The 26878-nt window shown below is 71.8% G+C and carries 19 protein-coding genes; 10 read left to right on the forward strand and 9 right to left on the reverse strand.

Annotation, left to right across the window (positions count from 1 at the left end; translation table 11 throughout):
• Window positions 1-51: 51 nt before the first annotated feature.
• Both P1V51_08980 and P1V51_08985 read right to left on the reverse strand, forming a co-directional pair.
• On the reverse strand, window positions 52-630 hold the full coding sequence (locus P1V51_08980; protein ID MDF1563164.1) for a hypothetical protein: 579 nt from the start codon (window positions 628-630) through the stop codon (window positions 52-54).
• Between the two features lie 40 nt (window positions 631-670).
• Entirely contained in the window at window positions 671-3532 is a 2862-nt protein-coding gene (locus P1V51_08985) for a vitamin B12-dependent ribonucleotide reductase (protein MDF1563165.1), read from the reverse strand.
• A 524-nt stretch (window positions 3533-4056) separates the two neighbouring features.
• On the opposite strand from P1V51_08985, the gene P1V51_08990 reads away from it, so the two are divergent.
• From P1V51_08990 to P1V51_09005, 4 genes are all read left to right on the forward strand, one after another.
• Entirely contained in the window at window positions 4057-4545 is a 489-nt protein-coding gene (locus P1V51_08990; GenBank protein MDF1563166.1) for a hypothetical protein, read from the forward strand.
• 61 nt (window positions 4546-4606) lie between these two features.
• The gene (locus P1V51_08995) at window positions 4607-5332 is read left to right on the forward strand and encodes a GntR family transcriptional regulator (protein MDF1563167.1); all 726 of its coding nucleotides are present in this window, start codon (window positions 4607-4609) and stop codon (window positions 5330-5332) included.
• Between the two features lie 15 nt (window positions 5333-5347).
• Window positions 5348-6946, forward strand: coding sequence for a serine/threonine-protein kinase (locus P1V51_09000; protein ID MDF1563168.1), 1599 nt, complete (start codon window positions 5348-5350; stop codon window positions 6944-6946).
• 23 nt (window positions 6947-6969) lie between these two features.
• Window positions 6970-8673 (forward strand): protein kinase, encoded by a 1704-nt coding sequence (locus P1V51_09005; GenBank protein ID MDF1563169.1) that lies wholly within the window; start codon window positions 6970-6972, stop codon window positions 8671-8673.
• 20 nt (window positions 8674-8693) lie between these two features.
• Here P1V51_09005 and P1V51_09010 read toward each other — a convergent pair whose 3' ends face one another.
• Window positions 8694-11582, reverse strand: coding sequence for a winged helix-turn-helix domain-containing protein (locus tag P1V51_09010; GenBank protein MDF1563170.1), 2889 nt, complete (start codon window positions 11580-11582; stop codon window positions 8694-8696).
• A 192-nt stretch (window positions 11583-11774) separates the two neighbouring features.
• Complete coding sequence (gene moeB, locus P1V51_09015; GenBank protein MDF1563171.1) at window positions 11775-12941, reverse strand: molybdopterin-synthase adenylyltransferase MoeB; 1167 nt, start codon at window positions 12939-12941, stop codon at window positions 11775-11777.
• An 86-nt stretch (window positions 12942-13027) separates the two neighbouring features.
• Here moeB and P1V51_09020 point away from each other — a divergent pair, with 86 nt between their 5' ends.
• Window positions 13028-14056, forward strand: coding sequence for a glycosyltransferase (locus tag P1V51_09020; protein ID MDF1563172.1), 1029 nt, complete (start codon window positions 13028-13030; stop codon window positions 14054-14056).
• 41 nt (window positions 14057-14097) lie between these two features.
• Window positions 14098-16332, forward strand: a complete 2235-nt coding sequence (locus P1V51_09025) for a prolyl oligopeptidase family serine peptidase (protein MDF1563173.1) — start codon at window positions 14098-14100, stop codon at window positions 16330-16332.
• Here the strand turns inward: P1V51_09025 and P1V51_09030 are convergent.
• From P1V51_09030 to P1V51_09040, 3 genes are read right to left on the reverse strand one after another with little or no spacing between them, the layout of a single operon-like run.
• Window positions 16329-17576, reverse strand: coding sequence for an inorganic phosphate transporter (locus P1V51_09030; protein MDF1563174.1), 1248 nt, complete (start codon window positions 17574-17576; stop codon window positions 16329-16331). The genes P1V51_09025 and P1V51_09030 overlap by 4 nt on opposite strands.
• A gap of 16 nt (window positions 17577-17592) precedes the next feature.
• Entirely contained in the window at window positions 17593-18237 is a 645-nt protein-coding gene (locus P1V51_09035; protein MDF1563175.1) for a DUF47 family protein, read from the reverse strand.
• 4 nt (window positions 18238-18241) lie between these two features.
• Entirely contained in the window at window positions 18242-18775 is a 534-nt protein-coding gene (locus P1V51_09040) for a hypothetical protein (GenBank protein MDF1563176.1), read from the reverse strand.
• A gap of 161 nt (window positions 18776-18936) precedes the next feature.
• On the opposite strand from P1V51_09040, the gene P1V51_09045 reads away from it, so the two are divergent.
• The 4 genes from P1V51_09045 to P1V51_09060 are packed head-to-tail and all read left to right on the forward strand — an operon-like array spanning window position 18937 to window position 25493.
• On the forward strand, window positions 18937-21114 hold the full coding sequence (locus P1V51_09045; protein MDF1563177.1) for a cation:proton antiporter: 2178 nt from the start codon (window positions 18937-18939) through the stop codon (window positions 21112-21114).
• A 48-nt stretch (window positions 21115-21162) separates the two neighbouring features.
• Window positions 21163-21840, forward strand: a complete 678-nt coding sequence (locus tag P1V51_09050) for a hypothetical protein (protein MDF1563178.1) — start codon at window positions 21163-21165, stop codon at window positions 21838-21840.
• Window positions 21841-21879: 39 nt separating this feature from the next.
• Window positions 21880-23691, forward strand: coding sequence for a DNA mismatch repair protein MutS (locus tag P1V51_09055; GenBank protein MDF1563179.1), 1812 nt, complete (start codon window positions 21880-21882; stop codon window positions 23689-23691).
• A gap of 47 nt (window positions 23692-23738) precedes the next feature.
• Window positions 23739-25493 carry an aldehyde dehydrogenase family protein gene (locus P1V51_09060; GenBank protein ID MDF1563180.1) on the forward strand — a complete coding sequence of 585 codons (1755 nt, stop codon included), beginning with the start codon at window positions 23739-23741 and terminating at the stop codon, window positions 25491-25493.
• Here P1V51_09060 and P1V51_09065 read toward each other — a convergent pair.
• Window positions 25490-25879, reverse strand: coding sequence for a thioredoxin family protein (locus P1V51_09065; protein ID MDF1563181.1), 390 nt, complete (start codon window positions 25877-25879; stop codon window positions 25490-25492). The two genes, P1V51_09060 and P1V51_09065, sit on opposite strands and share 4 nt — an antisense overlap.
• 13 nt (window positions 25880-25892) lie before the next feature.
• A complete protein-coding gene (locus P1V51_09070) occupies window positions 25893-26861 on the reverse strand; it encodes an FAD-dependent oxidoreductase (protein ID MDF1563182.1) in 969 nt (322 codons plus the stop codon).
• Window positions 26862-26878: the final 17 nt, after the last annotated feature.

Consider the following 26878-nt stretch of genomic DNA (forward strand, 5'->3'; position numbering starts at 1 on the left):
CGCGGGGCGAGGGGCGCCAGCGCGCGTCCCTCGCCGCTACGAGGGCGGACCCTAGACGACGCGCAGGCGGGGCTTCTTCTGCCCCTGGGCGATGGCCTGCTCGCAGCCCTCGAGGAGCCCGAGGGCGTCGCGGGTGCGCGTGCGGGCCGTCTCGAGGGCGGACTGGGCCTCGTCCATGCGGCCGAGTTGCACCAGCGCCTCGATCCGCGCGCTGTGGAGGAACTCGGTGAGGTCGTCGTCCCTCCCCTCCGCCTTCTCGATGCCGGCGTCGAGCCACTCGAGGGCCTCGTCGGCCTGGTCGATCTCCAGGAGGGTCGCGCCGAGGTCGTAGTAGGCGTCGGCCTTCCCCGGCTTCACCCGGATGGCCTCCCGGGTGTAGACCGCCGAGGCCTTGGCGTCGCCGAGCATCGCCAGGAGGGTGCCGGCCAGGGAGAGGGCCTCGTAGGAGCGCGGGTCGAGGGAGAGGGCGCGGAAGGTCGCCTCGAGGGCCTCGTCCTCATGCCCCCGGGTCATCCGCTCCTGGGCCTCCTCGAGGGCGGCCTCGATCCGGTCCTGGCGGTAGGCCCGAAGGTCGTGGACCTCGGCCAGGGGCCGGAGGTGGGTCTGGGTCTGGGATGCGGGGTGGCTCATCGAGTCGGGCTCTCGCTCTCCTAGCACGGAGGAAGGGGACCTAGCTACACCCGGAAGTGGAGCCGCAGTTGAGGCACTTGTAGCAGGCCCCGTTACGCACCATGATCGAGCCGCAGCCCATGCAGGGGGGGGCGTCGCTCTGGAAGAGCGCCGTGGGGATCTCGGCCGGGGCCCGGCGCGCGGCGCCGCCCTTCCCGTTCCCGTTGGCCTTCTCGCCCCGGGCCTCCTTCACCGGCTCCTTCGGAGAGGGCTCGGAGGAAGCCGCCGGCTCGGTCTCGGCCTTCGGGCGGCGCGCCCCGACGGCGCGGGCATCGTCGGCGGTGTAGAACTTCAGCGCCATCCACCGGAAGATGTAGTCGGTGATGGACTTGGCCAGGGGGATCTCCGGGTGGCCGGTGAAGCCCGAGGGCTCGAAGCGGGTGTGGGTGAACTTGTCCACCAGCACCTTCAGGGGGACGCCGTACTGCAGGGCCATCGAGATGCTCGTGGCGAAGGCGTCCATCAGGCCCGAGATGGTCGAGCCCTCCTTGGACATGGTGACGAAGATCTCGCCCGGCCGGCCGTCCTCGTAGAGCCCGACGGTGAGGTAGCCCTCGTGGCCGCCGACCGAGAACTTGTGGGTGAGGGCCTGCCGCTCGTCGGCGAGGCGCTCCCGGCGGTCGAGCCGCTTGGGGGCGCTCTCCTCGGGCTTCTTCTCCGCCTTCTTCTGCTCGGCGCCGGAGGAGAGGGGCTGGGTGCGCTTGCAGCCGTCACGGTAGATGGCGATGGCCTTCAGGCCGAGGCGCCAGGCCTCGATGTAGGCGTCGGAGATCTCCGCGGCCGTGGTGTCGTGAGGCATGTTCACGGTCTTGGAGATGGCGCCCGAGAGGAAGGGCTGCACCGCGGCCATCATCTTCACGTGGCCCCGCCAGTGGATCGAGCGGCCGCCGCCGGGGGCGGCGAAGGCGCAGTCGAAGACCGGCAGGTGCTCGGGGCGCAAGGAGGGCGCGCCCTCGATGGTGCCCTTCTCGTCGAGGTGATCGCAGATGGCCTGCGTCTCCTCGGGGGTGTAGCCGAGGCGCCCGAGGGCCTCGGGGACGGTGCGGTTCACGTACTCGAGCACGCCGCCGCCCACGAGCTTCTTGTGCTTCTTCAGGGCGATGTCCGGCTCGATGCCCGTGGTGTCGCAGTCCATCATGAAGCCGATGGTGCCGGTGGGGGCCAGCACGGTGGACTGGGCGTTGCGGATGCCGTGGACCGAGCCCTCCTCCACGACCTCGTTCCAGGCGTGGCGGGCGGCGAAGAGGAGATCCTCCGGCAGGGTGTCGCGGCCGTCGATCATCTCGATGTGGGCGCGGTGCAGGCCCATGACCCCCATCATCGAGTCCTGGTTCCTCACGAAGTGCTCGAAGGGGTCCTTCACCTTCGCCAGCTCGACGCTGCGCGCGTAGGCCCGGCCGGTCATCAGGGCGGTGATCGCCGCGGCGTAGGCCCGGCCGGTCTCCGAGTCGTAGGGCAGGCCGCGGGCCATCAGGAGGGCGCCGAGGTTGGCGTAGCCCAGCCCGAGGGGCCGGTACTCCTCGCTGTTCTTGCCGATCGCCTCGGTGGGGTAGGAGGCCTCGCCGACGATGATCTCCATCGCGGTGACCGTCGCCTCGACCGCGGCCTCGAAGGCCGCGACGTCCAGCTCGCCGTCCTCGCGCCGGAACTTCACCAGGTTCAGGGAGGCGAGGTTGCAGGCGCTGTCGTCGAGGAACATGTACTCGGCGCAGGGGTTCGAGCCGTTGATCTCGCCGGAGTCCTTGCAGGTGTGCCAGCGGTTGATCGTGCTGTGGAACTGCATCCCCGGATCGCCGCAGATCCAGGCGGCGTCGGAGATCTTCTCCATCAGGCCCCGGGCGCTGTGCACCTCGAGGGGCGAGTCGTCGGTGACCGCGTGGGTCGTCCACTCCCCGTCGCCGAGCACGGCCTGCATGAAGTCGTCGTCGGCCCGGACGGAGTGGTTCGCGTTCTGGAAGAAGACCGAGTTGTAGGCCTCGCCGTTGAAGGAGCCGTCGTAGCCGGCGTCGATCAGGGCCCAGGCCTTCTTCTCCTCGCGCGCCTTCGACTCGACGAACTCGACGATGTCGGGGTGGTCGGCGTTGAGGATGACCATCTTGGCGGCCCGGCGGGTCTTGCCGCCGGACTTGATGACGCCGGCGAAGGCGTCGTAGCCGCGCATGAAGGAGACGGGGCCCGAGGCCTCGCCGCCACCGGCGAGCAGCTCCTTGGAGGAGCGGATGGTCGAGAGGTTGGTCCCGGTGCCGGAGCCGTACTTGAAGAGCATCCCCTCGGTGCGCGCGAGGGTGAGGATGCTCGTCATCGAGTCCTCGACCGAGTTGATGAAGCAGGCCGAGCACTGGGGCTCGTCCTCGACGCCGACGTTGAACCAGACCGGCGAGTTGAAGGCCATCTTCTGCTCGAGGATCAGGTGGACCAGCTCGTCCCGGAAGATCGCCGCGTCCTTCTCCGTGCGGAAGTAGCCACCCTTCTTGCCCCAGGCGGTGATCGTGTCGACCACCCGGGTGGTGAGCTGCCGCACCGAGCTCTCGCGATCGGGGCTGCCCTCGGTGCCCCGGAAGTACTTGGACGCCACGACGTTGGTGGCCATCACCGACCAGTGGCGGGGGACCTCGACGTCCTTCTGCTCGAAGACCGTGCCGCCCTTGCCGTCGAGGATCACCGCGTCCCGGCGGGTCCAGTCGACCTCCTCGAAGGGATCGACCCCCTCGGTGGTGAAGACCCGCTCGAAGGTGAGCCCCTTCTTGGCGAGGACCTTGGCCTTCCCGCCCTTCTTGGCGGCCTCCTGACCCTCGGCCTGCTGGTTCTCGGACACGACGACCTCTTCCTGCGTGGCGCGCACCGTCATGGATTCGCTTCCCATCCGCTCGCCTGGAGCTCGTCACCGGATCGGCGTGACCGCCCGCGGGGTCGCGCTCCAGCCTCGCCCCGCGAATATTGATGTTCCGACCGCCGGCAGACCCTCGATTTCCCGTCCTCGAGAGGTCTCTCCAGGGCCTTTCCTGGAGTGCCCGCGGCCACGCCCCGGCTCGAACGTAGCGGCAGGATGTAGCGATTCGGAGCCTCGCCCGTCAAGGCAAAACTGCACCAAATATCGTGGCTTAGCCCACCCCCACCCCCAGGTATTGTGGGTCGTCCTGTGGACGAGCGGAGGGGCGCCGCGGGCAAGCTCCCGGAAAGTCGGGGCTCTCCCGGCCCACAGGGGGCCATCCACAGCTGTGGATAAGTTGCGGGACAGTCGACCACGTGCACCTCATGGTCAGGTCATGACCACACATTGCATGGTGTGCGGGGTCACCTCCGGGGTCAACTTTTCTCCCTCCCCCGAACGGCTCCCCTCGGAGGCGAAAGTAGAGGTAAAGTGCGCGTTTCCACGAGGTGAGCCCGATGCGCGACACGACCCCCGTCACTCGATTCCGCCCGATCGGTCAGACCATTTCGAGCCTGCTCGCAGCGATCGCCCTCGCCGCCGGAGTGATCGGATCGGGCACCACCGGCTGCGCTCGCGCGCGTCCCGTCCCGGAGGCCGAGGCGCCCCCCGCCCCTCCGCCGGCGCCGGCGCCGGCCGCGGAGCCCGCCGCGGACACCTCGACCTTGAACGGCCGCTTGCAGAAGCTCGGCCAGGAGCTCCAGACCCTCCCCGAGACGACCTCCCGGCGCTTCGCTCCGGAGCTCGAGCGCATCGAGAAGATGCGCGACGACCTGGCCGCCCGCCTGAAGCGGGAGGGCGAGGTGGTCGGCGAGAAGATCGAGGGGGCGGTGCAGACCCTCGAGGACGACCTGCGGGTGCTGCGCTCCCGGATGAGCGCGCCGCCGGCCCCCTCGGACGACGAGGGCGAGGGCGACGCCGAGACGACGAGCGGCGGGGGCGAGTAGCCCCCTCCTGCAGCGAGCGCCGATCGAGGCTACATTCTCACCGAAGGATCCGGACGCGCGAATGACCGACGACGGCAGCAACAAGAAGAAGTTCCCCGACGAGATCATCGAGCACCTGCAGAGGAAGATCCTGAGCGGGACGATCCCGGTGGGCGAGCGCCTGCCGCCCGAGCGGGAGCTGGCCGCCGAGCTGGGGACCAACCGCAACACCCTGCGCGAGGCGCTGCGCGCCCTCGAGGCCCAGGGGCTGGTCAAGGCCCGCCAGGGCGACGGGGTGCGGGTGCTCGACTTCCGCAAGACCGGGGAGCTCAACCTCATCGCCCCCTTCTTCCTCGCCGCCGAGGGCGAGGACCGGGCGCGGCTCCTGGCGGACATGCTGCGCATCCGCCGGCTCGTCGCCCGCGAGGCGGTCGTGCTGGCCGCCCGGCGCGCCACCCCGGGCGAGGTCGTCCGGATCGAGAAGCTGCTCGCGGAGATGCTCGAGGCCGCCGAGCGCGAGGACCGGGTGCAGGTGCCCCGCCTCGAGCTGGCCCTCTACCGGGCGATCACCGAGGCCAGCCACAGCGTGGGGGGCCTCTGGCTCTTCAACAGCCTGGAGAAGGTCACCCTGAGCCTCCTCGACGCCTACCCGGGGCTGTGGATCACCCCGCCCTCCTTCGCCGACGGCTGGCGCGCGGTGGTGCAGGCCATCGCCGACGAGGACCCCGACACCGCCGGCGAGTGGGTCTCCAAGAAGCTCGAGCAGACCGACCGGATGATCCTCAAGCTCATGGGGCTGGAGGATTGAGGTAAGATCCCGCCCGTGCCGGGCTCGGAATCAGCGCGACCCGGGCGCTTCGGGCCCTACCGGCTGCTGGAGCGCCTCGGCGAGGGGGGAATGGCGGAGGTCTGGCTCGCCAGCCAGGAGATGGAGGGCGTGCTTCGCCTCCTGGCCGTGAAGCGGATGCACCCCGAGCTGCAGGCCGACGAGGGCTTCGTGCAGATGTTCCTCGACGAGCTGCGCATCGCCCTGGAGCTGCACCACCCGAACATCGGCCACATCTTCGACGTGGGAGAGATCGAGGGCCGCTACTTCCTGGCGATGGAGCACATCGAGGGCCGGGACCTGGCCACCGTGCTCCAGCGGCTGGAGTCCGCGGACGAGTTCCTGCCCCTGGAGATCTGGTGCGAGATCGGCCGCAAGGTCGCCGCCGCCCTCGACCACGCCCACACCCGCCTCTCCGGCGACGGACGGCCGCGGGGCATCGTCCACCGCGACGTCTCGCCCGACAACGTCATCCTCACCTTCGACGGCCAGGTGAAGCTGGTGGACTTCGGCATCGCCGTGGCCGAGGGGCGCGTGGCCCGCACCCAGGCCGGCACCCTCAAGGGCAAGCCCCCCTACATGGCCCCGGAGCAGATCCTGAGCGAGCAGGTGGACGCCCGGGCCGACCTCTTCTCCCTGGGCACCCTCCTCTACCGGGCCGGGACCGGCCGGCACCCCTTCGCCGGCTCGAGCCCCGAGCGGGTCTTCCACAAGGTGGTCGAGCACACGCCCCGCAGCATGCACCGGGTGGAGGGCGACTTCCCCGAGGAGCTCTCGATCCTGGTCTCGCGCCTGATGGAGAAGGATCCCGCGGATCGGCCCCAGAGCGCCGAGACCTTCCTCGGCGAGCTCGAGGCGCTCGCCGCCCGGCTGGAGCTGATGATCTCCCCGAAGGGCATGGCCCGCTGGCTGCTCGAGCTCTTCCCCGAGGCCGCCGACGCCCGGGCGGCCCTCTCCGAGGATCCCTTCGACGAGGAGGCCCTCCTCACCACCTCCTACCACGTGACCGTGGGCAGCCCGGCGGTGGAGCAGGCCCACGACCCCGAGCCGGACGAGCCGGAGGAGCTGCCCGAGCCGGCGACCGTCACGGCCCAGGCCCTCCGGCCGGAGCCGGAGCCGAGCGCCGCCGCCACCGAGGACCACGAGTTCGAGCCGGCCACCGCGCTGGCCACCGTGCCCGAGCTCGCGGCGGCCGAGGAGGACGAGGCTCCGGACGACGAGCCGCCGGAGATGGCGACCGTGATCGGGGCCCGCGTGCCCACTCCGGAGGACGGCGGCGCCGAGGCGCTCGAGCGCGCCGCCACCCGCTTCGAGCGCATCCCCGAGCACCGGGCCCGGGGCGAGCGGCCCCTCCCCGCGCCCTCCGGCCGCCCCGCCCGGGACGCGCGGCGGGAGCTGCCCCCGGAGCCGGATCCCGGTCCGATCCTCCCGCTGCCGCCGATCCCCTCGCGGCGCGCCCAGCCCTGGAGCCTCGAGGATCACTGGAACCACCTGCCCGCCGCCTACCGCTCCCCGGCGGTGCTCGGCGCGGCCGCCCTCCTCGCCGCGGCCCTGCTCTTCCTGGCAGCCGTGGGATTGCGGACCCTTCTGGGGTAGACCATCGGTAGAAGAGGCAGCCCTTGATCGACACCCGCTTTCCCATGGCCTTCGGCAACTACACCCTCCTGGAATCCCTGGGGCGGGGTGGGATGGCCGAGGTCTTCCTCGCCGACTACGAGGCGATGCCCGGCACCCGGCGGCTGGTGGCCCTCAAGCAGGTGCTGCCGGCCCTGGCCACCGACCCGACCTTCGTGGGCATGTTCCTCGACGAGGCGCGGGTGCTGGCCAACCTCTACCACGCCAACCTCGATCACGTGCTGGACGTGGGCGAGGTCGGCGGCGTCCCCTACCTGGCGCTGGACTACAACCCCGGCCGCGATCTGCTGCAGGTGCTCCACCAGCAGGAGGCGCAGGCCGCCCTGCCCCCGGCGCTGGCCGTCCACATCGTCACCAAGGTGCTGGCCGGCCTCTCCCACGCCCACAACCGCACCGGCCCCGACGGCCGCAACCTGGGCATCGTCCACCGGGACGTCTCCCCCGAGAACATCATCCTGGGCTTCGACGGCACGGTGAAGCTGGTGGACTTCGGCATCGCCCGCGGGGAGATGCGGGCCATCGTCACCGAGCCGGGCTTCATCAAGGGCAAGCCCTCCTACATGGCCCCCGAGCAGGTCCTCGGTCAGGCCATCGATCCGCGCGCCGACATCTTCGCGGTGGGCGTGCTCCTCTACCGCCTGGTGGTGGGGCGCCACCCCTTCCGCGTCTCGGGGAACGACGAGGAGACCTTCCGGCGCATCGTGCAGGAGTCCCCGGCGCCGCCGCACCTGGTCCGGCGCGGCATCGACGACGACCTCTCGGTGATCATCCTGCGGGCCATGTCGAAGCGCCCCGATCTGCGCCCGGCCACCGCCGACGCCTTCCTCGGTGAGCTCGAGGGGGTGATGGCCGACCACCGCTGGGTGGGGGGCGAGCGGCAGCTGCGCGAGCGGATGGGCGAGCTCTTCCCCCACGCCGCCGACGCGGCCCGGCGCCTGCAGAGCGAGCCCGAGGATCTGGCCGCGGCCCGCGAGGCCTCGCACTACATCGCCGCCTCGGAGTTCGACTCCATCGACACCCCGACGGGACTGAAGGTCCCCGAGCTACCGCCGGAGCCGAAGCGCGCCCCCTCCCGCTCGCGGCGTTCGAAGAAGAGCGGCCAGAAGCCGCGGCGCTCGAGCACCTCCGACGACACGCGCCTGGGCACGCCCTTCCCCGACGACGAGGACGAGGTCGAGGAGCACACCCCCACCGAGACCCACACCGTCGAGATCTCCGACGTGGACACGCTCCCCGGCGAGGTCCTCGACGGCCCCGGCTCGCTGCCGCCCCCGGTGCCCGCCGACGCCCTGAGCCACTCGGCCCGGCGGCGGCGCCCGCCGAGGCCCCTGCCGGACGCGGCCGACGCCCGGCTGCGCCTCGAGGCCGAGGAGGAAGAGGACGGCTCCGAGATCTACTCGGACGTGGCCACCCACACCTCCCTTCGCCCGCCGGGAGACGACTCGGCCTCCGGCGAGACCGCGCACACCCTCGCCGAGGAGATCGACGACGAGCCCACCGGCGTCGATCCCCACGCCCTCTCCTTCGCGGGTGAGGGCGGGGTGGCGCCGCTGCCCTCTCCCGCCTCGGATCCCTACCGGCCGCCGCCGCGCAGCGAGCCGACGGATAGCTACGCGAACCTGCCGATCGTCTGGCTGCTCGGGGGCTTCGCCCTCACCGCCATCCTCCTGGGCATCGCTTTCTGCTGACCCGGGGGGAGGTCTCCCGGCTAGCGCAGCTCGACGCGGGCGGTGTCGAGGTAGTAGCCGCCGGTGGGGCCCACCAGGATGATCCGGGGCGCGCTGGGGTCGGGCTCGACCAGCAGGCGCAGCCGCCGGATGCCGACGTAGAGGGAGTTGAGGCGGCTCTGGTTGAAGGGTAGCTGCCAGGCCGCGGTGTAGAGGTTCTCGGGCTCGACGGCCTCCCCGCCGGCCTCCATCAGCTCGGTGAGCACCCGCCAGAGTACGCGGCGGCGCGCGAAGGAGACGGTGCGGCCGCCCGCGAGCTTCACCTCGCGGCTGGCGACCCGCAGCTCCAGCTCGGCGGTGCCCGCGTGCTCGGGGGCCCAGGGCACGCTCGCCGGCGCCGAGGCGGCCACCATCCCCTGCAGGGCCTCGACGATGGGCTGGAGGGAGGCGTCCACCTCCCGGCCCAGGAGCCCGTCGCAGAGGGCGCGCGCCAGGGCGTCGGGCCCCTTCTCGACCTTCCGCAGATCGGCCGTGGCCGGCTCCTCTCCCCGGCGCAGCGCCCGCGCGACGCGCAGGGCCGCCACCCGGGCGCAGCGCGCCGGGCTGCGCGCCCCGTCCGCCAGGCGGCGGGCGCGGCCGAGGACCGTCCCGAGGCCGCGGTCCCGGCCGAGGGTGAGGTGGGCGACCGCGAGCAGTTCGAGGGCGAAGAGCCCCATCCGGAGCTGGCCGAGCTGCATCCCGGCCCGGTGGGCCCGCAGCGCCCGACGGGCGGCCTCGGCCGGGCGGCCCCGGATCAGCTCGACGACGCCCTCGAGGAGGAGCATGGCCGCGGTGGAGGCCGCCTCGGCCGCGAAGTGATCGCGCAGGAGGGCGACGCTCTCGGCGGCCTCGCGCAGCCGCCCCTGGAGGAGGCGCACGGCGATCGACTCGGCGTGGAGGAGAGGCAGAGCCGAGAGATCCTCCCGGGGCAGCCGGCTCTCGAGCTCCTCGAGGAGCTCCCCCGCCTCGGCGAGCTCGGCCCGCGCGCGGTGGAGCATGAGCACCGAGAGGGGATCGCCCTCGAACTCGCCGAGGTCGATCCGGGGCGAGAGACCCTCGCGCTGCAGGACCCCGAGCGCAGCGGCGCGGCGCCGGATCCACTCCCGGCTCCGCCCGGGGTGGGGCACGGCGGTGGCGAGCAGGTGCGCCGCCCCGGCGTAGTCCGCCGCGGCGAGCGAGGCCTCGACCTCGAGCTGGTCCTTGGTCCAGGGCATCGAGGAGAGCCCGGCCGCGGCGCTGGCGAGGATGCGCTGGGCCTCCCGCACGTGCCCTCGCCGCAGGGCGATCTCGGCCCGGGTCAGGGCGAGGTTGCCCCGGCGCTGGGTGGGGTGCCCCCGCGCGAGGATGGCGTCGGCGGCCTCGAGCCAGTCGGCCGCCTCGCTCGGCCGGCCCTGCCGGCCCGAGAGCTCGGCCAGGGTGCCCAGCACGATCAGCTGATCGTCGTCGAGGTTGTGGCGCCGGGCGAGCTTCAGCGCCGGCTTGAGGTGGCGCAGCGCCGAGTCGATCTCACCCTCCAGGGCCTCGATCCGCGCCTGCACGTGGAGCGCGCGCACCTCGAGGGCCGGCGCGGAGCACTCCCGGGCCAGGCTCGCGGCGCGGCGGGCCAGGGGCTCGGCGGCCTGCAGCTCGTCCCCGGTGATCCGGGCCCACACCTCCCAGAGCAGGGCATAGGCCTCGCCGTAGGCGTCGCCCTCCTTCGCCGCCCGGGCCGCGCTCTGCCGCAGGGCGAGGGCCGCCTCCTCGAGCTTGCGCTCCTCGAGGAGGAGGAAGCCGAGGAAGGTCTCCGCCTCACGGTGCTCGGGCGGCGCGAAGGCGCCCTCCTTCTGCAGCGCCGTGATCTCGCCCCGGGTCCGCCGGATGTCGTGGTGGCGCCCGAAGGCGAGGGCGACGCTGGCGAGGCCGGCGCAGGCGCCGAGGGCGCCGTCGGCCTCGAGGGCCAGGCGCTCGATGGCGCGCTGGAAGACGATGGAGGCGACCTTGCCGCGGCTGGCGCGCTGGGCCTCCCGGGCGGCCTCGAGGGCCTCCTCGGGCGCACCGAGACCGTGGAAGAGGTGCGCCTCGGCCAGCCGGACCAGGCTGCGGTCGAGGACCCGGCGGCGGCGCAGCTCCGCGAGGGCCGTGCGGCGGCGGGCCTCGGTGGGCTCAGGCCAGTGCGCCACCAGCAGCAGGGGGCTGGCGACCAGCGCGCCGTCCACCCGCTCGGCGAGCCCGGCCTCGACGAGCTGTCCGGTCCCGCTGGTGAAGCCGCGCAGAGGCAGCCCGTCGGGGAGCCAGCCTCCGGCCGCCGCGAGCAGGGCGGCCTCCCGGTGAGCGGCGCTCCCCAGCGGCTCCAGGTAGGCGCCCTGCACCTCTCCGGCGAGCACCTTGTCGAGGACCTCGATCTTCTGGTCGCGGCGCGCGCGCCCCAGCCAGCGCCCGGCCCGGCGCAGGAGGGCCGGGTGCCCGGCGCAGCGCAGCAGGACCGCGCTGGCCTGCGCGGTCCGCAGCCCCCTCCGGCCCTCGAGGAGGCCCCAGCTCGCCTCCTCCCCGAGGGTGGTGAGGCGGTAGGGCTTCACCCGGCGCGGCGCCTGGGTGACCGAGTAGAGGGCGATGAGCGCCCGGCCGTCGGCCTCCACCACCCGGCGCAGCAGCGCGCCGAGCGCCCGGCGGCCCAGGTTCTGGGCGTCGTCGAGGACCACGAGGTCGCCCACCTCGACCTCCTCGGGAGGCCGGCCCCGGAAGCAGGGGACACCGTAGAGATCGGCGATGGTCTCCAGGAGGATCGTCCGGCCCATGCCCCGGCCGGCCACCACCCCGACGACCCGGTGCTCGTCCAGGAGGGTCAGGATCGCCCGGAGATCCTCCTCACGCCCCGGCGGGGGCGCTCCCCCCTGGGCACCGATCCGTGACACCCTTCCCGTGCCTCCTTCGCTCGAAGTTCCTCTGCAAGGCGGCGTCGAGACCCCTCCCGCGCTGCCTTACATCTTCGAGGACTATCGCACGAGGCGCGGCCTCCGAGCGAGCGGTGGAACCAAAAGGGACGCCGGAGCCCCCCCCGAGGCTCCGGCGTCCAGGGCCCCCAGCCCGGTAGTCGTCGTCCCGCCTCAGGCCGCCAGGGAGCAGAAGGCCTCGTAGTCGATCAGCTCGGTGATCGTCGCCTTCTCCCCGCAGACCGGGCAGTCGGGATCCTTGCGCAGCTTCAGGGTGCGGAAGGTGTTCGAGAGGGTGTCCACCGCCCAGAGCTTGCCCACCAGCCCCTCGCCGATGCCGAGGATCAGCTTGATGGCCTCCAGGCACTCCATGCTGCCGACCAGCCCCGGCAGCACCCCGAGGACCCCGGCCTCGGCGCAGGAGGGCGCCAGCCCCGGAGGCGGCGGCTCGGGATAGAGGCAGCGGTAGCAGGGACCGTGATCGGGGTGGAAGACGGTGCACTGCCCCTCGAAGCGGAAGATCGACCCGTGCACCACCGGCTTCTTCAGGAAGACGGCGGCGTCGTTGACGAGGTAGCGGGTCGGGAAGTTGTCGCAGCCATCCAGGATCAGGTCGTAGCCCGCGAAGAGCTCCATCACGTTCTGCGAGGTCAGGCGCGTCCGGTGCATCTCGACCCGGACGTCCGGGTTGAGGGCCTCGAGGGTCGCCTTCGCCGACTCGACCTTGGGCTGACCGACCCGCTCGGTGTTGTGGAGCACCTGCCGCTGGAGGTTCGACTCGTCCACCACGTCGTCGTCGACGATGCCGATGGTGCCGACCCCGGCCGCGGCCAGGTAGAGGGCCGCCGGGGAGCCGAGCCCCCCCGCGCCGATGCAGAGCACCCGCGCCTCGAGCAGCTTCTTCTGCCCGGCCTCGTCGACCTCGGGCATGGAGAGGTGGCGGGCGTAGCGCATCCGCTGCTCGGGGGTGAGCTGCCACTCGCGGTGGAGGGGAAGGCCCGCCCTCTTCCAGGCGCCGATGCCGCCGGCGAGCGAGACCACGTCGGTGTAGCCCAGGTCCTGGAGGCTCTTGGCGGCCAGGGCCGAGCGCGCCCCCACGGCGCAGTAGATCACCACCGGGGCGCCGCGGTCGGGCGAGAGGGACTCGATCTTCATCTCCAGCAGGCCCCGCGGCACGGTGCGGGCCCCCTCGATGATCCCTTGCGCAAACTCGTCGGCCTCGCGACAGTCCAGGAGCAGGGGCGGGTTCGCGGCCGAGAGCCGCCGCTGCAGGCTCTCCACGTCGATCTCGCGGATGCTCTTCTTTACTGATTCGATAAACTCACTGGCCGAATAGGACATCGCTATCACTCCGCTCTTTCGGGGTATTGGCCCGATATGGGGAGTATGGGCTCCTCAAACCCGGTGGTCAAGCGTTTCATAGTTTAGTGATTGACTGTAGTACATCGAGGAGGCTCCAGCTCCTCCTCCCCTTCCGGGACGCGGCGGCCCACCTGCCGACCCTGGTGGCCGACCTCTGCGCCCAGACCCACCGCGCCTTCCAGCTGGTGGCGGTGGACGACGGCTCCCGGGACGGGGGCGGCCCGCTGCTCTCGGCCCTCGCGGCCGAGGCCGGGCTCGACCTGCTCCTCCTCTCCCCCGGAGCGCTCGGCCTGCCGGGCGCCCTCCAGCGGGGCCTCGAGGCCTGCAGTGCCCCGCTCGTCGCCCGGGTGGACGCCGACGACCGCATCCTGCCCGAGCGCCTCGAGCGCCAGCTCCGCTTCTTCGAGGGCGCGCCGCGCTCGCTGACCGTGCTGGGCTGCGGCGTCGAGAGCTTCAGCGAGGAGGCCCCGATCGGCGAGGGCTTCGCCCGCTACGACGCCTGGCTCAACGGCCTGCTCGAGCACGAGGCCATCGCCCGGGAGGCCTTCGTCGAGAGCCCGCTGGCGCACCCCACGGTGATGTTCCGACGGGAGGCGATCCTCGCGGTGGGCGGCTACCGCGAGCGGGGCTGGCCCGAGGACCACGACCTCTGGCTGCGCTGCCTGCGCGCCGGGCAGCGGCTGGCGAAGCTGCCCGAGGTGCTCGTGCGCTGGCGGGATCACCCGGGCCGCGCCACCCGCGCCCACCCCCGCTACCGGCCCGAGGCCTTCCGGGCCTGCAAGGTGCACCACCTCCTGCGCGGCCCCCTGGCCGGGCGCTCCGAGGTCCTCGTGTGGGGCGCCGGCCGCTTCGGCAAGGCCCTCTCCCGCGACCTCGAGGCCGGGGGCGTGCGCACCCGCCTCTTCGTCGACGTCGATCCGCGCAAGCTCAAGCCCGACGCCTCGCCGCCGATCCTCTCCTTCGAAGCGCTGCCCCCGCCCGGCGAGGCCTTCCTGCTCGCCGCGGTGGGCAGCCGCGGCGCCCGGGAGAAGATCCGCGCCCACCTCGCCGCTGCCGGCTGGCGCGAGGGCCCCGACTACCTGGCGGTGGCCTGAAGGCTTCTCAGGCACGCGGCCCCGGGCTAACACGCGGGGCCATGAAGACCCCATCGCTCCTCCTCGCGCTCGCTCTTTTCCTGACCGCCTGCAGCGGTGCTCCCGAGAAGCCGGAGGCGCCGATCGAGGCGCCGGCCGAGGCCGCCCCGGCCGCCGAGCCGGAGGCCCCGCCCGCCCCGGCCTACCCCGAGACCCGCAAGGCGCCGGTGAGCGACACCTACCACGGCGTCACCGTCACCGAGGACTACCGCTGGCTGGAGGACGCCTCCCAGCCGGAGGTGATGACGTGGGTCGAGGCGCAGAACGCCTTCACCCGCGAGAAGCTCGACGCCCTGCCCGGCGTGCCCGTGCTGCGAGAGCGGATCGGCGCCCTGATGCGCGGCAAGCGCACCCAGTACGGCGGCCTCGCCTTCGCCGGTGGGCACCTCTTCTCCTTCAAGGTCGAGCCGCCGAAGCAGCAGGCCTTCATCGTGGTCACCGACGACTGGAACGACTCCAGCGCCGAGCGGGTGGTGGTGGACCCCAACGTCCTCGATCCGAGCGGCGGCACCTCCATCGACTGGTTCTTCCCCTCCCACGACGGCAAGCTCCTCGCGGTCTCCCTGGCGAAGGGCGGCACCGAGAAGGGCGACCTCCACGTCTTCGAGACCGCGACCGGCAAGCAGGTCCACGAGGTGATCCCCGGCGTGAACGGCGGCACCGCCGGCGGCAGCGTCGCCTGGGCGCCCGACGATCGCGGCTTCTACTACACGCGCTATCCGCGCGGCGACGAGCGCCCGGAGGACGAGAAGGCCTTCTGGGTGCAGGTCTACTTCCACCGCCTCGGCACGCCGACCGAGAAGGATCGCTACGAGCTCGGCAAGGACTTCCCCAAGATCGCCGAGATCGATCTGCGGGTGGATCGCCGCTCGGGCCGAGTGCTCTGCACGGTGCAGAACGGTGACGGCGGCGAGTTCTCCCTCCACCTCCGGGAGAAGAAGGGCAAGTGGCGGACCTTCAGCACCTTCGGCGACGGACTGGTGCAGGCCGTCTTCGGCCTGAAGGACGACCTCTACCTGGTCTCCCTGAAGGGCTCGCCTCGCGGACGCCTCCTTCGGATGCCGATCAAGAGCCTGGATCCGGCGAAGGCCGTGGAGCTCCTCCCCGAGGGCGAGGACACCCTGGTGCCCAGCTTCTGGGGCACCCCCTCGATCGTCCTGACCAAGAGCCGCCTCTACGCCACCTACCAGCTCGGCGGCCCCTCCCAGATCCGGGTCTTCGATCACCGGGGCAAGGCCCTGCCCACGCCGGAGCAGCTGCCGGTCGCCTCGGTGGGCGACCTGACCCCGGTGAACGCGGCGAAGGGCGACGACCTCTTCTTCTCCGCTCGCTCCTTCCTCGAGCCCACCACCGTCTTCCACCTCGACGGCAAGAGCGGGAAGACGGCGGCCACCGCGCTGCGGGCAGTCAACCCCGCCAGCTACGAGGGCGTCGAGGTGATCCGGGAGCTCGCCACCTCGAAGGACGGCACGAAGGTGCCGGTGAACATCCTCGCCCCGAAGGGCATCGAGCTCGACGGCTCGCATCCGCTGATCCTCTATGGCTACGGCGGCTACGGGGTGAACATGGAGCCCTACTCCAGCACCACCAACAGCGTCTTCCTCGAGAACGGCATCCTCTACGCCGTCGCCAACATCCGCGGCGGCGGCGAGTTCGGCGAGGCCTGGCACCGGCAGGGCAACCTCGAGAACAAGCAGAACGTCTTCGACGACTTCGAGGCGGTGGCCCGGCACCTCGTCACCCGCGGCTACACCTCCTCCGAGCGCCTGGGCATCCGCGGCGGCAGCAACGGCGGCCTGCTGATGGGCGCGACGATCACCCAGCACCCGGAGCTCGCCCGGGTGTGCGTCTCCCACGTCGGCATCTACGACATGCTGCGGGTCGAGCTGCACCCCAACGGCGCCTTCAACGTCACCGAGTTCGGCACGGTGAAGGACGAGGGTCAGTTCCGGGCCCTCCACGCCTACTCGCCCTACCACCGGGTGGTGGACGGCACGGCCTACCCGGCCACCCTGCTGCTCACCGGGATGAACGATCCCCGGGTCGACGCCCTGAACTCCCGCAAGATGGCGGCGCGCCTGCAGGCCGCCACCGCGGGCGACGCGCCGATCCTGCTGCGCACCAGCCTCGACACCGGGCACGGCATGGGCACCCCCCTCGACGAGCAGATCGCCCAGTACGTCGACGAGTTCGCCTTCTTCTTCGCCCACCTCGGCGTCGAGCCGAAGACTCCCTAGTCCCCCGGCTCCTCGGCCTCAGCCTCAGCCTCAGCCTCAGCCTCAGCCTCAGCCTCAGCGTCAGCCTCAGCCTCCGGCGCAGGCTCGGCCACGGCCTCCTCCTCAGGCTCGGCCTGCGGCTCGACCTCCGGCGCGGGTGGGACCACGACGGCCTCCTGCGCCTCGTGCTCCACCGACACCACGGCGGCGCCCGGCTCCGGAGCCGGGGTCACGACCTGCTGCTGGAAGACGTTCTGCACGAAGAAGAGGGCCACGAAGGAGAGCAGGCCGGCGAAGAACGGGGTGGTGATCCAGCCGGAGGCGATCCGGCCGAGCACCTTCAAGTCGAGGTTCCGGATCCCCTTGGTGAAGCCGATGCCGATCACCGCGCCGATCACCGCCTGGGAGCTGGAGACCGGGACCAGGGGGATGGTCGGCAGGCCGTGGCCGGCGAGGAAGGCCTCGAGCTCGCGGGAGGCGAAGAGGAAGAGCACCAGGGACTGGGAGACCACCACCACCAGGGCCGCGACCGGCGAGAGCTTGAGCAGGTCGCTGCCCACCGTCGACATGACCTGCCGCGAGTAGGTCACCACGCCGAAGCCGATGGCGATCGCCCCCAGCGCGAAGAGCGACTGGGTCCCGGTGAAGGTGAAGTCCCCGAAGCTCAGGTCGTCGATGGGCCTCGCCGGGACGAAGACGCCCATCACGTTGGCGATGTTGTTCGCCCCCAGGCTGTAGGCGCCGAAGGCCCCCGCCACGACCAGGCTCCAGCGGACGAGGGCGTCTTCCTTGAGGAGGTGCACGTGCACCCGGCGCAGCACCCGCAGGCTCACCCCGTAGATCAGGTAGGAGAAGACCGCCGCCAGGACCGGGCAGATGATCCAGGTCGAGACGATCTTCGAGAAGGTGCTCCACTCGGTGGACGAGCCGGTGAAGAGGTTCCACCCGACGATGGCGCCGACGATCGCCTGGGAGGTCGAGACCGGCAGCCTCGCGCGGGTCATCCAGGCGACGGTGGCGCCGGCCGCCAGCGCGACGGTGAAGGAGCCCGCCAGGGCGTTGACCGCGCCGAGCTTGCCCAGGGTGTGGCTCGCGCCCGCGCCGCTGATCACCGCCCCGAGGGTGACGAAGACGCAGGTCACGATGGCAGCGGTGCGGAAGCGCACCATCCGCGTCCCCACGGCGGTGCCGAAGATGTTGGCGGCGTCGTTGGCTCCCAGGGACCACCCCAGGAAGAGCCCGCTCGAGAGGAAGAACCAGATCATGCGCTAGGGGGCCCCCTCAGTCGTATCGCTTGATCACGGCGATCGAGAGTCGATCGGTGACGTCCTCGGCCCGGTCGGAGACCGAGAGCATCTGCTCGACGAAGAAGCGGATGTGGAGCTTCCTCGCCAGCTCGATGTCGGAGTCGAAGAGGGTCTTCACGATGGCCTTGCCCGTGTCGTCCGCCTCCTGCTCGTAGAAGAGGACCTTGGTGATGTGGTCCCGGACCGCGGCCGGGTCGCGGAAGTAGGCCCGCAGGGCGCCGACCAGCGCCTCCATCGCGTTGGCCGAGGAGGCCGCCAGGGCGATCAGCTTCTCGTGCAGCTCGACGGGGATCTCCGGGTGCTCGGCGGCGAAGCGGTCGAGGAGCTCCTCGGCCCGGTTGAGCACCCCATCGGTGGCCTCGAGGAGGCCGAGCACGTCGCCCCGGGACTCGGGGATCAGGGTCTCGGTGTAGAGGCTCGCCTCGATGTCGCGGCGCAGGGTGTCCGCCTCGCCCTCGACCTTGTCGAGCTGCTCGATGCTGTGCCGGCACTCCTCGAAGCGATGCTGGAGGTAGTGCTCGACGCCCTGCCGGAAGAGCAGCCCGCCGGTGAGCACACGATCGAGGAAGTTGTCGAACTGCGCCTCGAGCTGTCGGGTCCTGCGGAAGACGATGGCCATGTGCTTAGCCTTTCTTCGACTCGTCCTCGAGGAAGCGGGTGAGGCTCTTGCTCACGTCCTCGAGGTTCTTCTGCACCGCCTTGACGATGAACTCCTCGGCCAGGCGGCCGACCTTGCCGGCGAGGAGCCTGGGCACGCCGCGGATCTTCTTCGCGTCGAGGGTCATCTCCCCGCGGATCTCGAGGCGGGTGCCGCCCTCGACCTCGGTGTAGAAGTTGGTGCCCTCGCTGGAGACGGCCTCCCGGAAGGTGTGCGGCTCGACCCGCCAGTGGCACTCCCACTTGTCCCCGTACCAGTCGGCGTGGTCGGTCCAGGAGAGGGCCGACTCCGAGAGGACGGCCTGCACCGCCTTGGGGAGGTCCCCGCCCCCCTTCCAGATGTTGACCAGGTGGACGTGGTCGCCCTCCTCCTTCCGGCTCTCGACCTCGATGGTCTTCACGTTGGGGAGGTAGGGGAGCATCTCCGGGAGCCGGTCACGGTAGGTCCGGTAGACCAGGTCTCGGGGAAAGGGGATGACGGCGTCGCATCGGATTTCCATGGAGCGGCACCCTATCATCGACCGCGTCGGCAGGCTCTCCCCGCCGCGGCCGGACCGAGGGTTGCCCCCCGGATACCGGAACCCTCATCCCCCGTGATATGCGACCGGTGCCCCGGCTCCCCGTCGGTGCGCGCCGCGACCTCCCGAGCAGGCTCGACATCATGAGACACCCCGCCCTCCTCGCTCTCCTCCTCGCCCTCCCCACCCCCGCGCTCGCCTCTGGAGGCGGTGAGGGCTCGCTGACCCACCGGATGATGGAGCTGGCGTTCCAGATCGGCGTCATCCTCTTCGCGGCACGCCTCGGCGGCTGGCTGATGAAGAAGATCGACATGCCCTCGGTGCTCGGCGAGCTGATGATGGGCATCGTCATCGGCCCCTACCTCCTGGGCGGCCTCCACCTTCCCGGCTTCGCGGGCGGCCTCTTCCCCCTGCCCCCTTCCGGCTTCCCGGTCTCCCCCGAGCTCTACGGCATCGCCACCCTCGCCTCGATCATCCTGCTCTTCCACGCCGGCCTCGAGACCGACCTGCCCCTCTTCCTGCGCTTCTCGGCCAAGGGCGCGGTCATCGGGGTGGGCGGCGTCGTCGCCTCCTTCGCGGCCGGAGCCTGGGCCGGCACGCTCTTCACCGAGCAGCCGCTCCACGCCCCGGTGAACCTCTTCCTCGGCGTGATCAGCACCGCCACCTCGGTGGGGATCACCGCCCGGATCCTCTCGGACCAGCGCCGGATGGACTCCCCCGAGGGCGTGACCATCCTCGCCGCCGCGGTGATCGACGACGTGCTGGGCATCATCGTCCTGGCCATCGTCCTGGGCATCGTCTCGGTGCTCTCGGCCGGCGGCGGCTCGGTGGACTGGGGCGCCATCGGCGGCATCGCCTTCAAGGCGGTCGGCGTCTGGCTGGGCTTCACCGCCCTCGGCCTGATCTTCGCCCGGAAGATCGGCAAGGCGCTGCGGATCTTCGGCAGCCAGACCTCCATCGCGGTGATGAGCCTCGGCCTGGCCCTGCTCCTCTCCGGCATCTTCGAGATGGCCGGCCTCGCCATGATCATCGGCGCCTACGTGATGGGGCTCTCCCTCTCGCGGACGGATCTCTCCTTCGTGATCCAGGACAAGCTCCACCCCCTGCAGGAGTTCTTCGTGCCCGTCTTCTTCTGCGTGATGGGCATGCTGGTGAACGTGAACGACTTCCTGCGCCCCGAGGTGCTGCTGGCCGGGCTGCTCTTCAGCGTGGTCGGCATCGTCTCCAAGCTGGCGGGCTGTGGGCTCCCCTCCCTGGCGATGAACTTCAACCTCCTCGGCGCCACCCGGATCGGGGTGGGCATGGTGCCCCGGGGCGAGGTCGCCCTGATCATGGCCGGCATCGGCATCGCCGCGGGCATCCTCGACTCCACCCAGTTCGGGGTCGCGGTCTTCATGACCCTCGTCTCCACCCTGGTGCCCCCCCCGATCCTCACCGCCCTCCTGCGCTCCGAGCGCCGGGGCACGCGCACCGAGATGCGGGGCTCGAGCCTGGTGGTCAACGACTTCGCCTTCCCCTCTCCGGAGATGAAGCTGCTGGCGCTCTCCAAGGTGGGCGCGGCGCTGCGGGCCGAGGGCTTCTACATCCACAACATGGAGCTCGACCACCCCGTCCACCAGGCCCGCAAGGAGTCGGTCTTCTTCACCTTCCACGAGTACGAAGAGAACTTCGAGGTGGTCTGCGATCCTCAGGACGTCCACTACCTGAAGACGGTGGTCTACGAGGCCCTCCTCGCCCTGAACAACACGGTGGAGAAGCTGCGCACCCTGGCCCGGCCCGAGACCATGAAGAAGGAGCTCGCCGAGATCGACGAGGGCAAGGTGCGGGGCAACTTCTTCAAGCTGATCCCCGAGGGGTGCATCTCCCTGGCCCTGAAGGGGGAGACGAAGCAGGAGATCATCGAGGAGCTCATCGGCATGCTGGCCGCCGACGGCCGGGTCGAGGACGTCGAGGACTGCGTCGGGGCGGTGATGGAGCGCGAGGCCTCCATGAGCACCGGCATGCAGCACGGCATCGCCATCCCCCACGGCAAGTCGAACGGCGTGAAGGAGCTGATGGTGGCCATCGGCATCAAGCAGGAGGGCGTGGACTTCGACTCGGTCGACGGCGAGCCCTCCCGGGTCTTCTTCCTCACCCTCTCGCCCCGGAACGCCACCGGGGCCCACATCCAGTTCCTCTCCTCGTTGAGCGTCATCCTGAGCCAGCCCGAGCTGGTGCAGACCCTGCTCGCCTGCGAGGGCGCCAACGAGATCAAGGACCTGCTGGTCCGGGCGGCCAGGAGCAACCGCCAGAAGCAGGCCTCGACCCCGCCCGAGGCCTGAGGATCACCGGGGGGAAGAAGGCGCGCCGGCCGGCGGTTGTCGCCACCGATGCCCCGCCGCCTCGCCCTCCTCCTCGGCGCGCTCCTGCTGACCGCGCCCGGCCTCCTCCGGGCCGAGGGGCTCGCCCGCTACCGGAAGGCCCAGGCCGACCTGGAGGCCCGCCGCCAGGTGCTCGCTGGATCCGAGCGCCTGGGGCCCACCGAGCTGGCGCTGGCCCGGAGGATCCTGCTGGAGACCATCGCCGGCGAGCTGCTGCCCGCCTGGGAGGGCACCCCCTGGGCCTTCCACGGCACCAGCGAGACGCCGGGCGAGGGCGAGATCGCCTGCGGCTACCTGGTGAGCACGGTCCTGCGCGACGCCGGCCTCGGGGTCGAGCGGGTGGCGCTGGCCCGCCAGGCCTCCGAGCGCATCATCCAGACCCTCACCGACGAGGCCCACATCTGGCGCTTCCGCCGGCGGCCGGTGAGCGAGGTCCTGGCCCGGGTCCGCGAGGAGGGCGAGGGCCTCTACCTCATCGGCCTCGACTACCACGTGGGCTTCCTGGTGAACCGCGGCGGCAAGATCGAGATGTGCCACAGCTCCGTCCTCCCGCCGGGGCACGCCCTCTGCCGCGACGCCGCGAAGGATCCGGCGATGCTCTCGGACTACCACGTGCTGGGGAGGCTGCTGACCGACCGCATGGTGCGCCGCTGGCTGAAGGGCCAGCCCTTCCCGACCCGGAGCTGACTCGAATCCCACCGGGGTCTCTGCGATGATGCCGCCCCCGTGACCGACCCCCGCCAGAGCTACGAGCGGCGCCTCGAGGAGCGCCGGCAGGTGCACGCCCGGGAGGAGCGCACCTTCGCCCGCGTCGGCAGCCTGCGGGGCTTGTGCTTCGTGCTCTTCCTCGCGGTGGGCGTCGCCGCCCTGAGCGTCGAGGGCGTGAGCGGCCTCTGGACCCTGCTGCCGGTCGGGCTCTTCCTGACGCTGGTGATCCTCCACGAGGGGATCGACCGCCGGCGACTGGCGGCGCTGCGGGCAACGCGCCACTACGAGCGCGGCCTCGCGCGCCTCGACGACGCCTGGGCCGGCCAGGGCGAGGCGGGCGAGCGCTTCGCGGAAGGGCCCCACCCCTTCGCCGCCGACCTGGACCTCTTCGGGGAGGGCTCCCTCTTCGAGCTGCTCTGCACCGCCCGCACGGCCCCCGGCGAGGAGGCCCTGGCGCGCTGGCTGAAGACCCCCGCGGATCCCGCGACGGCCCGCGCCCGCCAGGCCGCGGTGCGCGAGCTCGCCGGCAACCTCGACCTGCGAGAGGGCCTCGACGGCCTCGGCCAGGAGGTGCGCGCCGGGGTGGAGCGCGAGCACCTCGAGGCCTGGGCCGCCCGCCCGCCCCTGGCGGTGAGCGGCGCCCTGCGCCTCGCCCTCCCCGGCCTGGCCGGCGCGGTCGCGCTCGCGGGCCTCGCGGCGATCTTCCTCTCGCTCTCTCCCTGGGTCTTCGTCGCCCTCGGCGCCCTCGCCGTCGCCCTGCGCGGCCGCCTCGAGCCGCGCCTGCGCCTCGTGCTCGGCGCGGTGAGCCGGCCGGGGCGGGAGCTCGATCTGCTGGCGCGGATCATCGAGCGCCTGGAGCGCGAGCCCTTCGAGGCCCCCTTCCTGAAGGACCTGCAGGCCCGGCTCCAGGACGAGGGCCAGTCCGCCTCCGCGCGGATCCACCAGCTGCGCCGCCTGGTCGACATGGCGGCGGCGCGGGACAACCAGGCCTTCGTCCCCTTCGACCTGCTCCTGCTCTGGACCCCGCAGGTGGCCCTGGCGATCGAGGCCTGGCGCCGGCGCCACGGCCCCCGCCTCGCGGAGTGGCTCACGGCCACCGGGGAGCTCGAGGCCATCCTCTCCCTCTCCGCCTACGCCTTCGAGAACCCCGGCGATCCCTTCCCCGAGCTGGTGGAGGCGAGCGAGGGGCCCCTCTACGAGGGCGAGGCGCTCGGCCACCCCCTGCTGCCGCGGAAGGTCTGCATCCCCAACGACCTCCACCTCGATCGCGCGCGGCCCCTCCTCATGGTCAGCGGCTCCAACATGAGCGGCAAGACCACCTACCTGCGCACGGTGGGCATCAACCTCGTGCTGGCCCGCTGCGGGGCCCCGGTGCGCGCCCGCTCCCTGAAGGTCTCGCCGCTGCTGCCCGGCGGCACCCTGCGGATCCAGGACTCCCTGCGGGAGGGCGCCTCGCGCTTCTACGCCGAGCTCGAGCGCCTCAAGGCGCTGGTCGATCTCTGCGAGGGAGAGGGCGGCCTCCTCTTCCTCCTGGACGAGGTGCTCTCGGGCACCAACTCCCACGACCGGCGCATCGGCGCCGGGCACCTCCTGCGCGGCCTGCTCGAGCGCGGCGCGGTGGGCCTCTGCACCACCCACGACCTGGCCCTCACCGAGATCGCCGAGACCCTGCCCGGCGCCACCAACGTCCACTTCGAGGACGAGCTGGTCGAGGGCCGGCTGCGCTTCGACTACCGGCGCCGCCCCGGCGTCGTCGAGCGCAGCAACGCCCTGGCCCTGATGGAGGCCGTGGGGCTGCCGGTCGCCGGGGAGGCTGGCCCTCCCGACTGAAGGCGGGCATCCTCGGGGCCGAACCATCACCTTTCGGGGGAGAGAAGATGAGCCAGCCCGCCGCCGTCCTGTCCGGTTCCGCGAAGATCCCCGAGGCCGAGGGGCAGCTGCCGCCCACCTCCCGCGAGGAGATCGACGCCGCCCTCACCGCGCTCTCGGCGAAGAAGGACGACTGGGTCGCCCTGACCCTCGTCGAGCGGGTGAGGATCCTGGAGCGCCTCGCCGACGCCACCCTGGCCGCCTCGCCGCGCTGGGTGCAGGCCGCCCTGAAGGCGAAGGGCATCACGCCCGGCACCGTGGGTGAGGGCGAGGAGTGGATCGCGGGCCCCGTCCCGCTGATGCGCAACATCATGCTGCTCATCCGCTCCCTCACCGACATCGCCCGCAAGGGCAACCCGCAGCTGCCGGGCAAGGCGTATGCGCGCCCCGACGGGCAGGTGGTCGCCCCGGTCTTCCCCACCGACACCTGGGACAAGCTGATGTACCAGGGCTTCACCGCCGAGGTCTGGATGGACCCCGAGGTGAGCCTGGCCGAGCTCCCCTCCACCCAGGCGGCCTTCTACCGGGACCCGCCCGAGGGAGGGAAGGTCGCCCTGGTCCTGGGCGCGGGGAACGTCTCCTCGATCGGCCCGATGGACGCCCTCTACAAGCTCTTCGTCGAGGGGCAGGTGGCCGTCCTCAAGATGAACCCGGTGAACGCCTACCTCGGCCCCTTCATCGAGGAGGGCTTCGCCGAGCTGATCTCCCGGGGCTTCCTGCGGGTGGTGCAGGGCGGCGCCGCCGAGGGCGAGTACCTCTGCAACCACCCCGAGGTCGAGGAGATCCACATCACCGGCTCCGACAAGACCCACGACGCCATCGTCTACGGCACCGGCAGCGAGGGCGCCGAGCGCAAGGCCCGGCGCGAGCGGCGGAACGCGCGGCGGATCACCAGCGAGCTGGGCAACGTCAGCGGCATCATCGTCGTCCCCGGCCCCTGGAGCCGCTCGGACATCGACTTCCAGGGCCTCAACCTCGCCTCCTCCCTCACCAACAACGCCGGCTTCAACTGCAACGCGACGCGGGTGGTGATCCAGCACCGGCAGTGGGGGCAGCGCGACGCCCTCCTCGACGCCATCGAGCGGGGCCTCGCCCAGGCGCCCCAGCGCGAGCCCTACTACCCCGGCGCCCTCCAGCGCCACGCTGCCTTCGTCGAGGCCCACCCCGACGCCCGGCAGGTCGGCCGGCAGGGGGAGGGCAAGCTGCCCTGGACCCTGGTCGCCGGCGTCGCCCCCGAGGCGGTCGAGGACATCTGCTTCACCACCGAGGCCTTCTGCGCCGTCACCTCCGAGACCGCCCTCTCGGCGGGCTCGGTGGTCGAGTACATCGAGAAGGCCGTCGACTTCGTGAACGACACCCTCTGGGGCACCCTCAACGCCGCGATCATCGTCCACCCCAAGTCGCTGAAGGACCCGGCGGTGAAGGCCGCGGTCGAGAAGGCGGTGGCCGACCTGCGCGCCGGCGCGGTGGCGGTGAACCACTGGCCGGCCCTGGCCTACGCCTTCACCTCCCCGACCTGGGGCGCCTTCCCCGGCCACGAGGACCACGACATCCGCTCGGGCCGCGGCGTGGTGCACAACACCTACCTCTTCGATCGCCCCCAGAAGTCAGTGGTGCGCGGACCCTTCCGGGTCAGCCCCAAGCCCGCCTGGTTCTGCAACCACAAGACGATCCACCGCCTGGGGCCGAAGCTCGCCGAGATGACCCGGCGCCCGACGATGGCGAAGCTCTCCTCGATCCTCCTCGACGCCCTGCGCGGCTAGCCCGCGAGCAGCGCCTCGAGGCGGGACTGGGGCTGGGCGCCGATGAGCAGCTCCGTCACCGTGCCCCCGTCCACCACCAGGGTGGCGGGGGTGCCCATGATGCCGAAGGCCCGCGCGGTCTCCATGTCCTGGCTGATGTCGATGGCCTGGACCCTCGAGCTCGCCTTGCCCATCCGCTGCACCACCGGGGTCATCGCCCGGCAGGCGCCGCAGGTGGGGCTGTAGAAGTAGAAGAGCAGGCGCTCTCCCTTCGCGATGCGCTCACCGAGCTTGCCCGGCAGCGCGGGGGCCGGCTTGCCCTTCGCCGCCCGCATCTTGAGGACCAGGAAGATCTGCAGACCGAAGAAGAGGGCCACCACTCCCAGGGCGACGTAGACGAAGCTCATCGGGGATTCCTCATCAGGCGGCCTGGTCGTGGGAGACCTTCGCCCGGCTCTCCAGGAAGTCGACCGCCGAGAGGGCGGCGACGGTGCCGTCGGCCACCGCGGTGGTGATCTGGCGGTAGCGCTTCTGCCGGGCGTCGCCCGCGGCGAAGACGCCGGGGAGGCTGGTCTGGAGGGTCTCGTCGGTCACCACCTCGCCCCGCTCGCTCAGGGAGAGCTGACCGGCGAAGGCCCCGGTGTTGGGCACGTAGCCCACGAAGACGAAGCAGCCCTCGACCGGCACCCGGTGCCGCTGACCGGTGGCCTTGTCCACCGAGGTGACGGCCTGCAGGCTGCCCTCGCCCTCGAAGGCCTCGACCCGCTGGTCCAGCAGGAACTCGATCTTCGGGTTGGCGCGGGCCTCGTCGACGATCCAGGACTGGGCCTGGAAGTGCGGGAACTCGTGCAGGACGGTGACCTTCGAGGCGTAGCGGGTCAGCGCCACCGCCTCCTCCAGCGCCGAGTTGCCGCCACCGATGACGGCGATCTCCTTGCCGGTGAAGAAGTCCCCGTCGCAGGTGGCGCAGTAGGAGATCCCGCGCCCCTCGAAGTCCGCCTCGCCCGGGAGGCCCAGGCGGCGGGGCAGGCCGCCCACGGCGAGGATCACGGCCGGGGCGGTGAAGGTGCCCTCGTCCTCGACCACGATCCGCTTCACCTCCCCCTCGAGCTCGAGGGAGACGACCTCGGCCTGGGTGATCACCTCGGCCCCGAAGCTGCGCGCCTGGCGCAGCATCGTCAGGCCGATCTCCTGGCCCGAGGCCTCCTCCACGCCGGGGTAGTTGGCGACCTTGTAGGAGAGGACCATCTGCCCGCCGGCGGTGCCGGTGTCGACCACCAGCACCCGGCGGCGAGCGCGGGCGAGGTAGATGGCGGCGGTCAGGCCGGCGGCCCCCGCCCCCAGGATCAGGACGTCGTACTCGCTGCTTCTCTTCTCGGTGTCGGACATGACGACCTCCTGTCTCG

It is taken from the genome of Deltaproteobacteria bacterium, assembly GCA_029210625.1.
Taxonomy (GTDB): Bacteria; Myxococcota; Myxococcia; order SLRQ01; family SLRQ01; genus JARGFU01.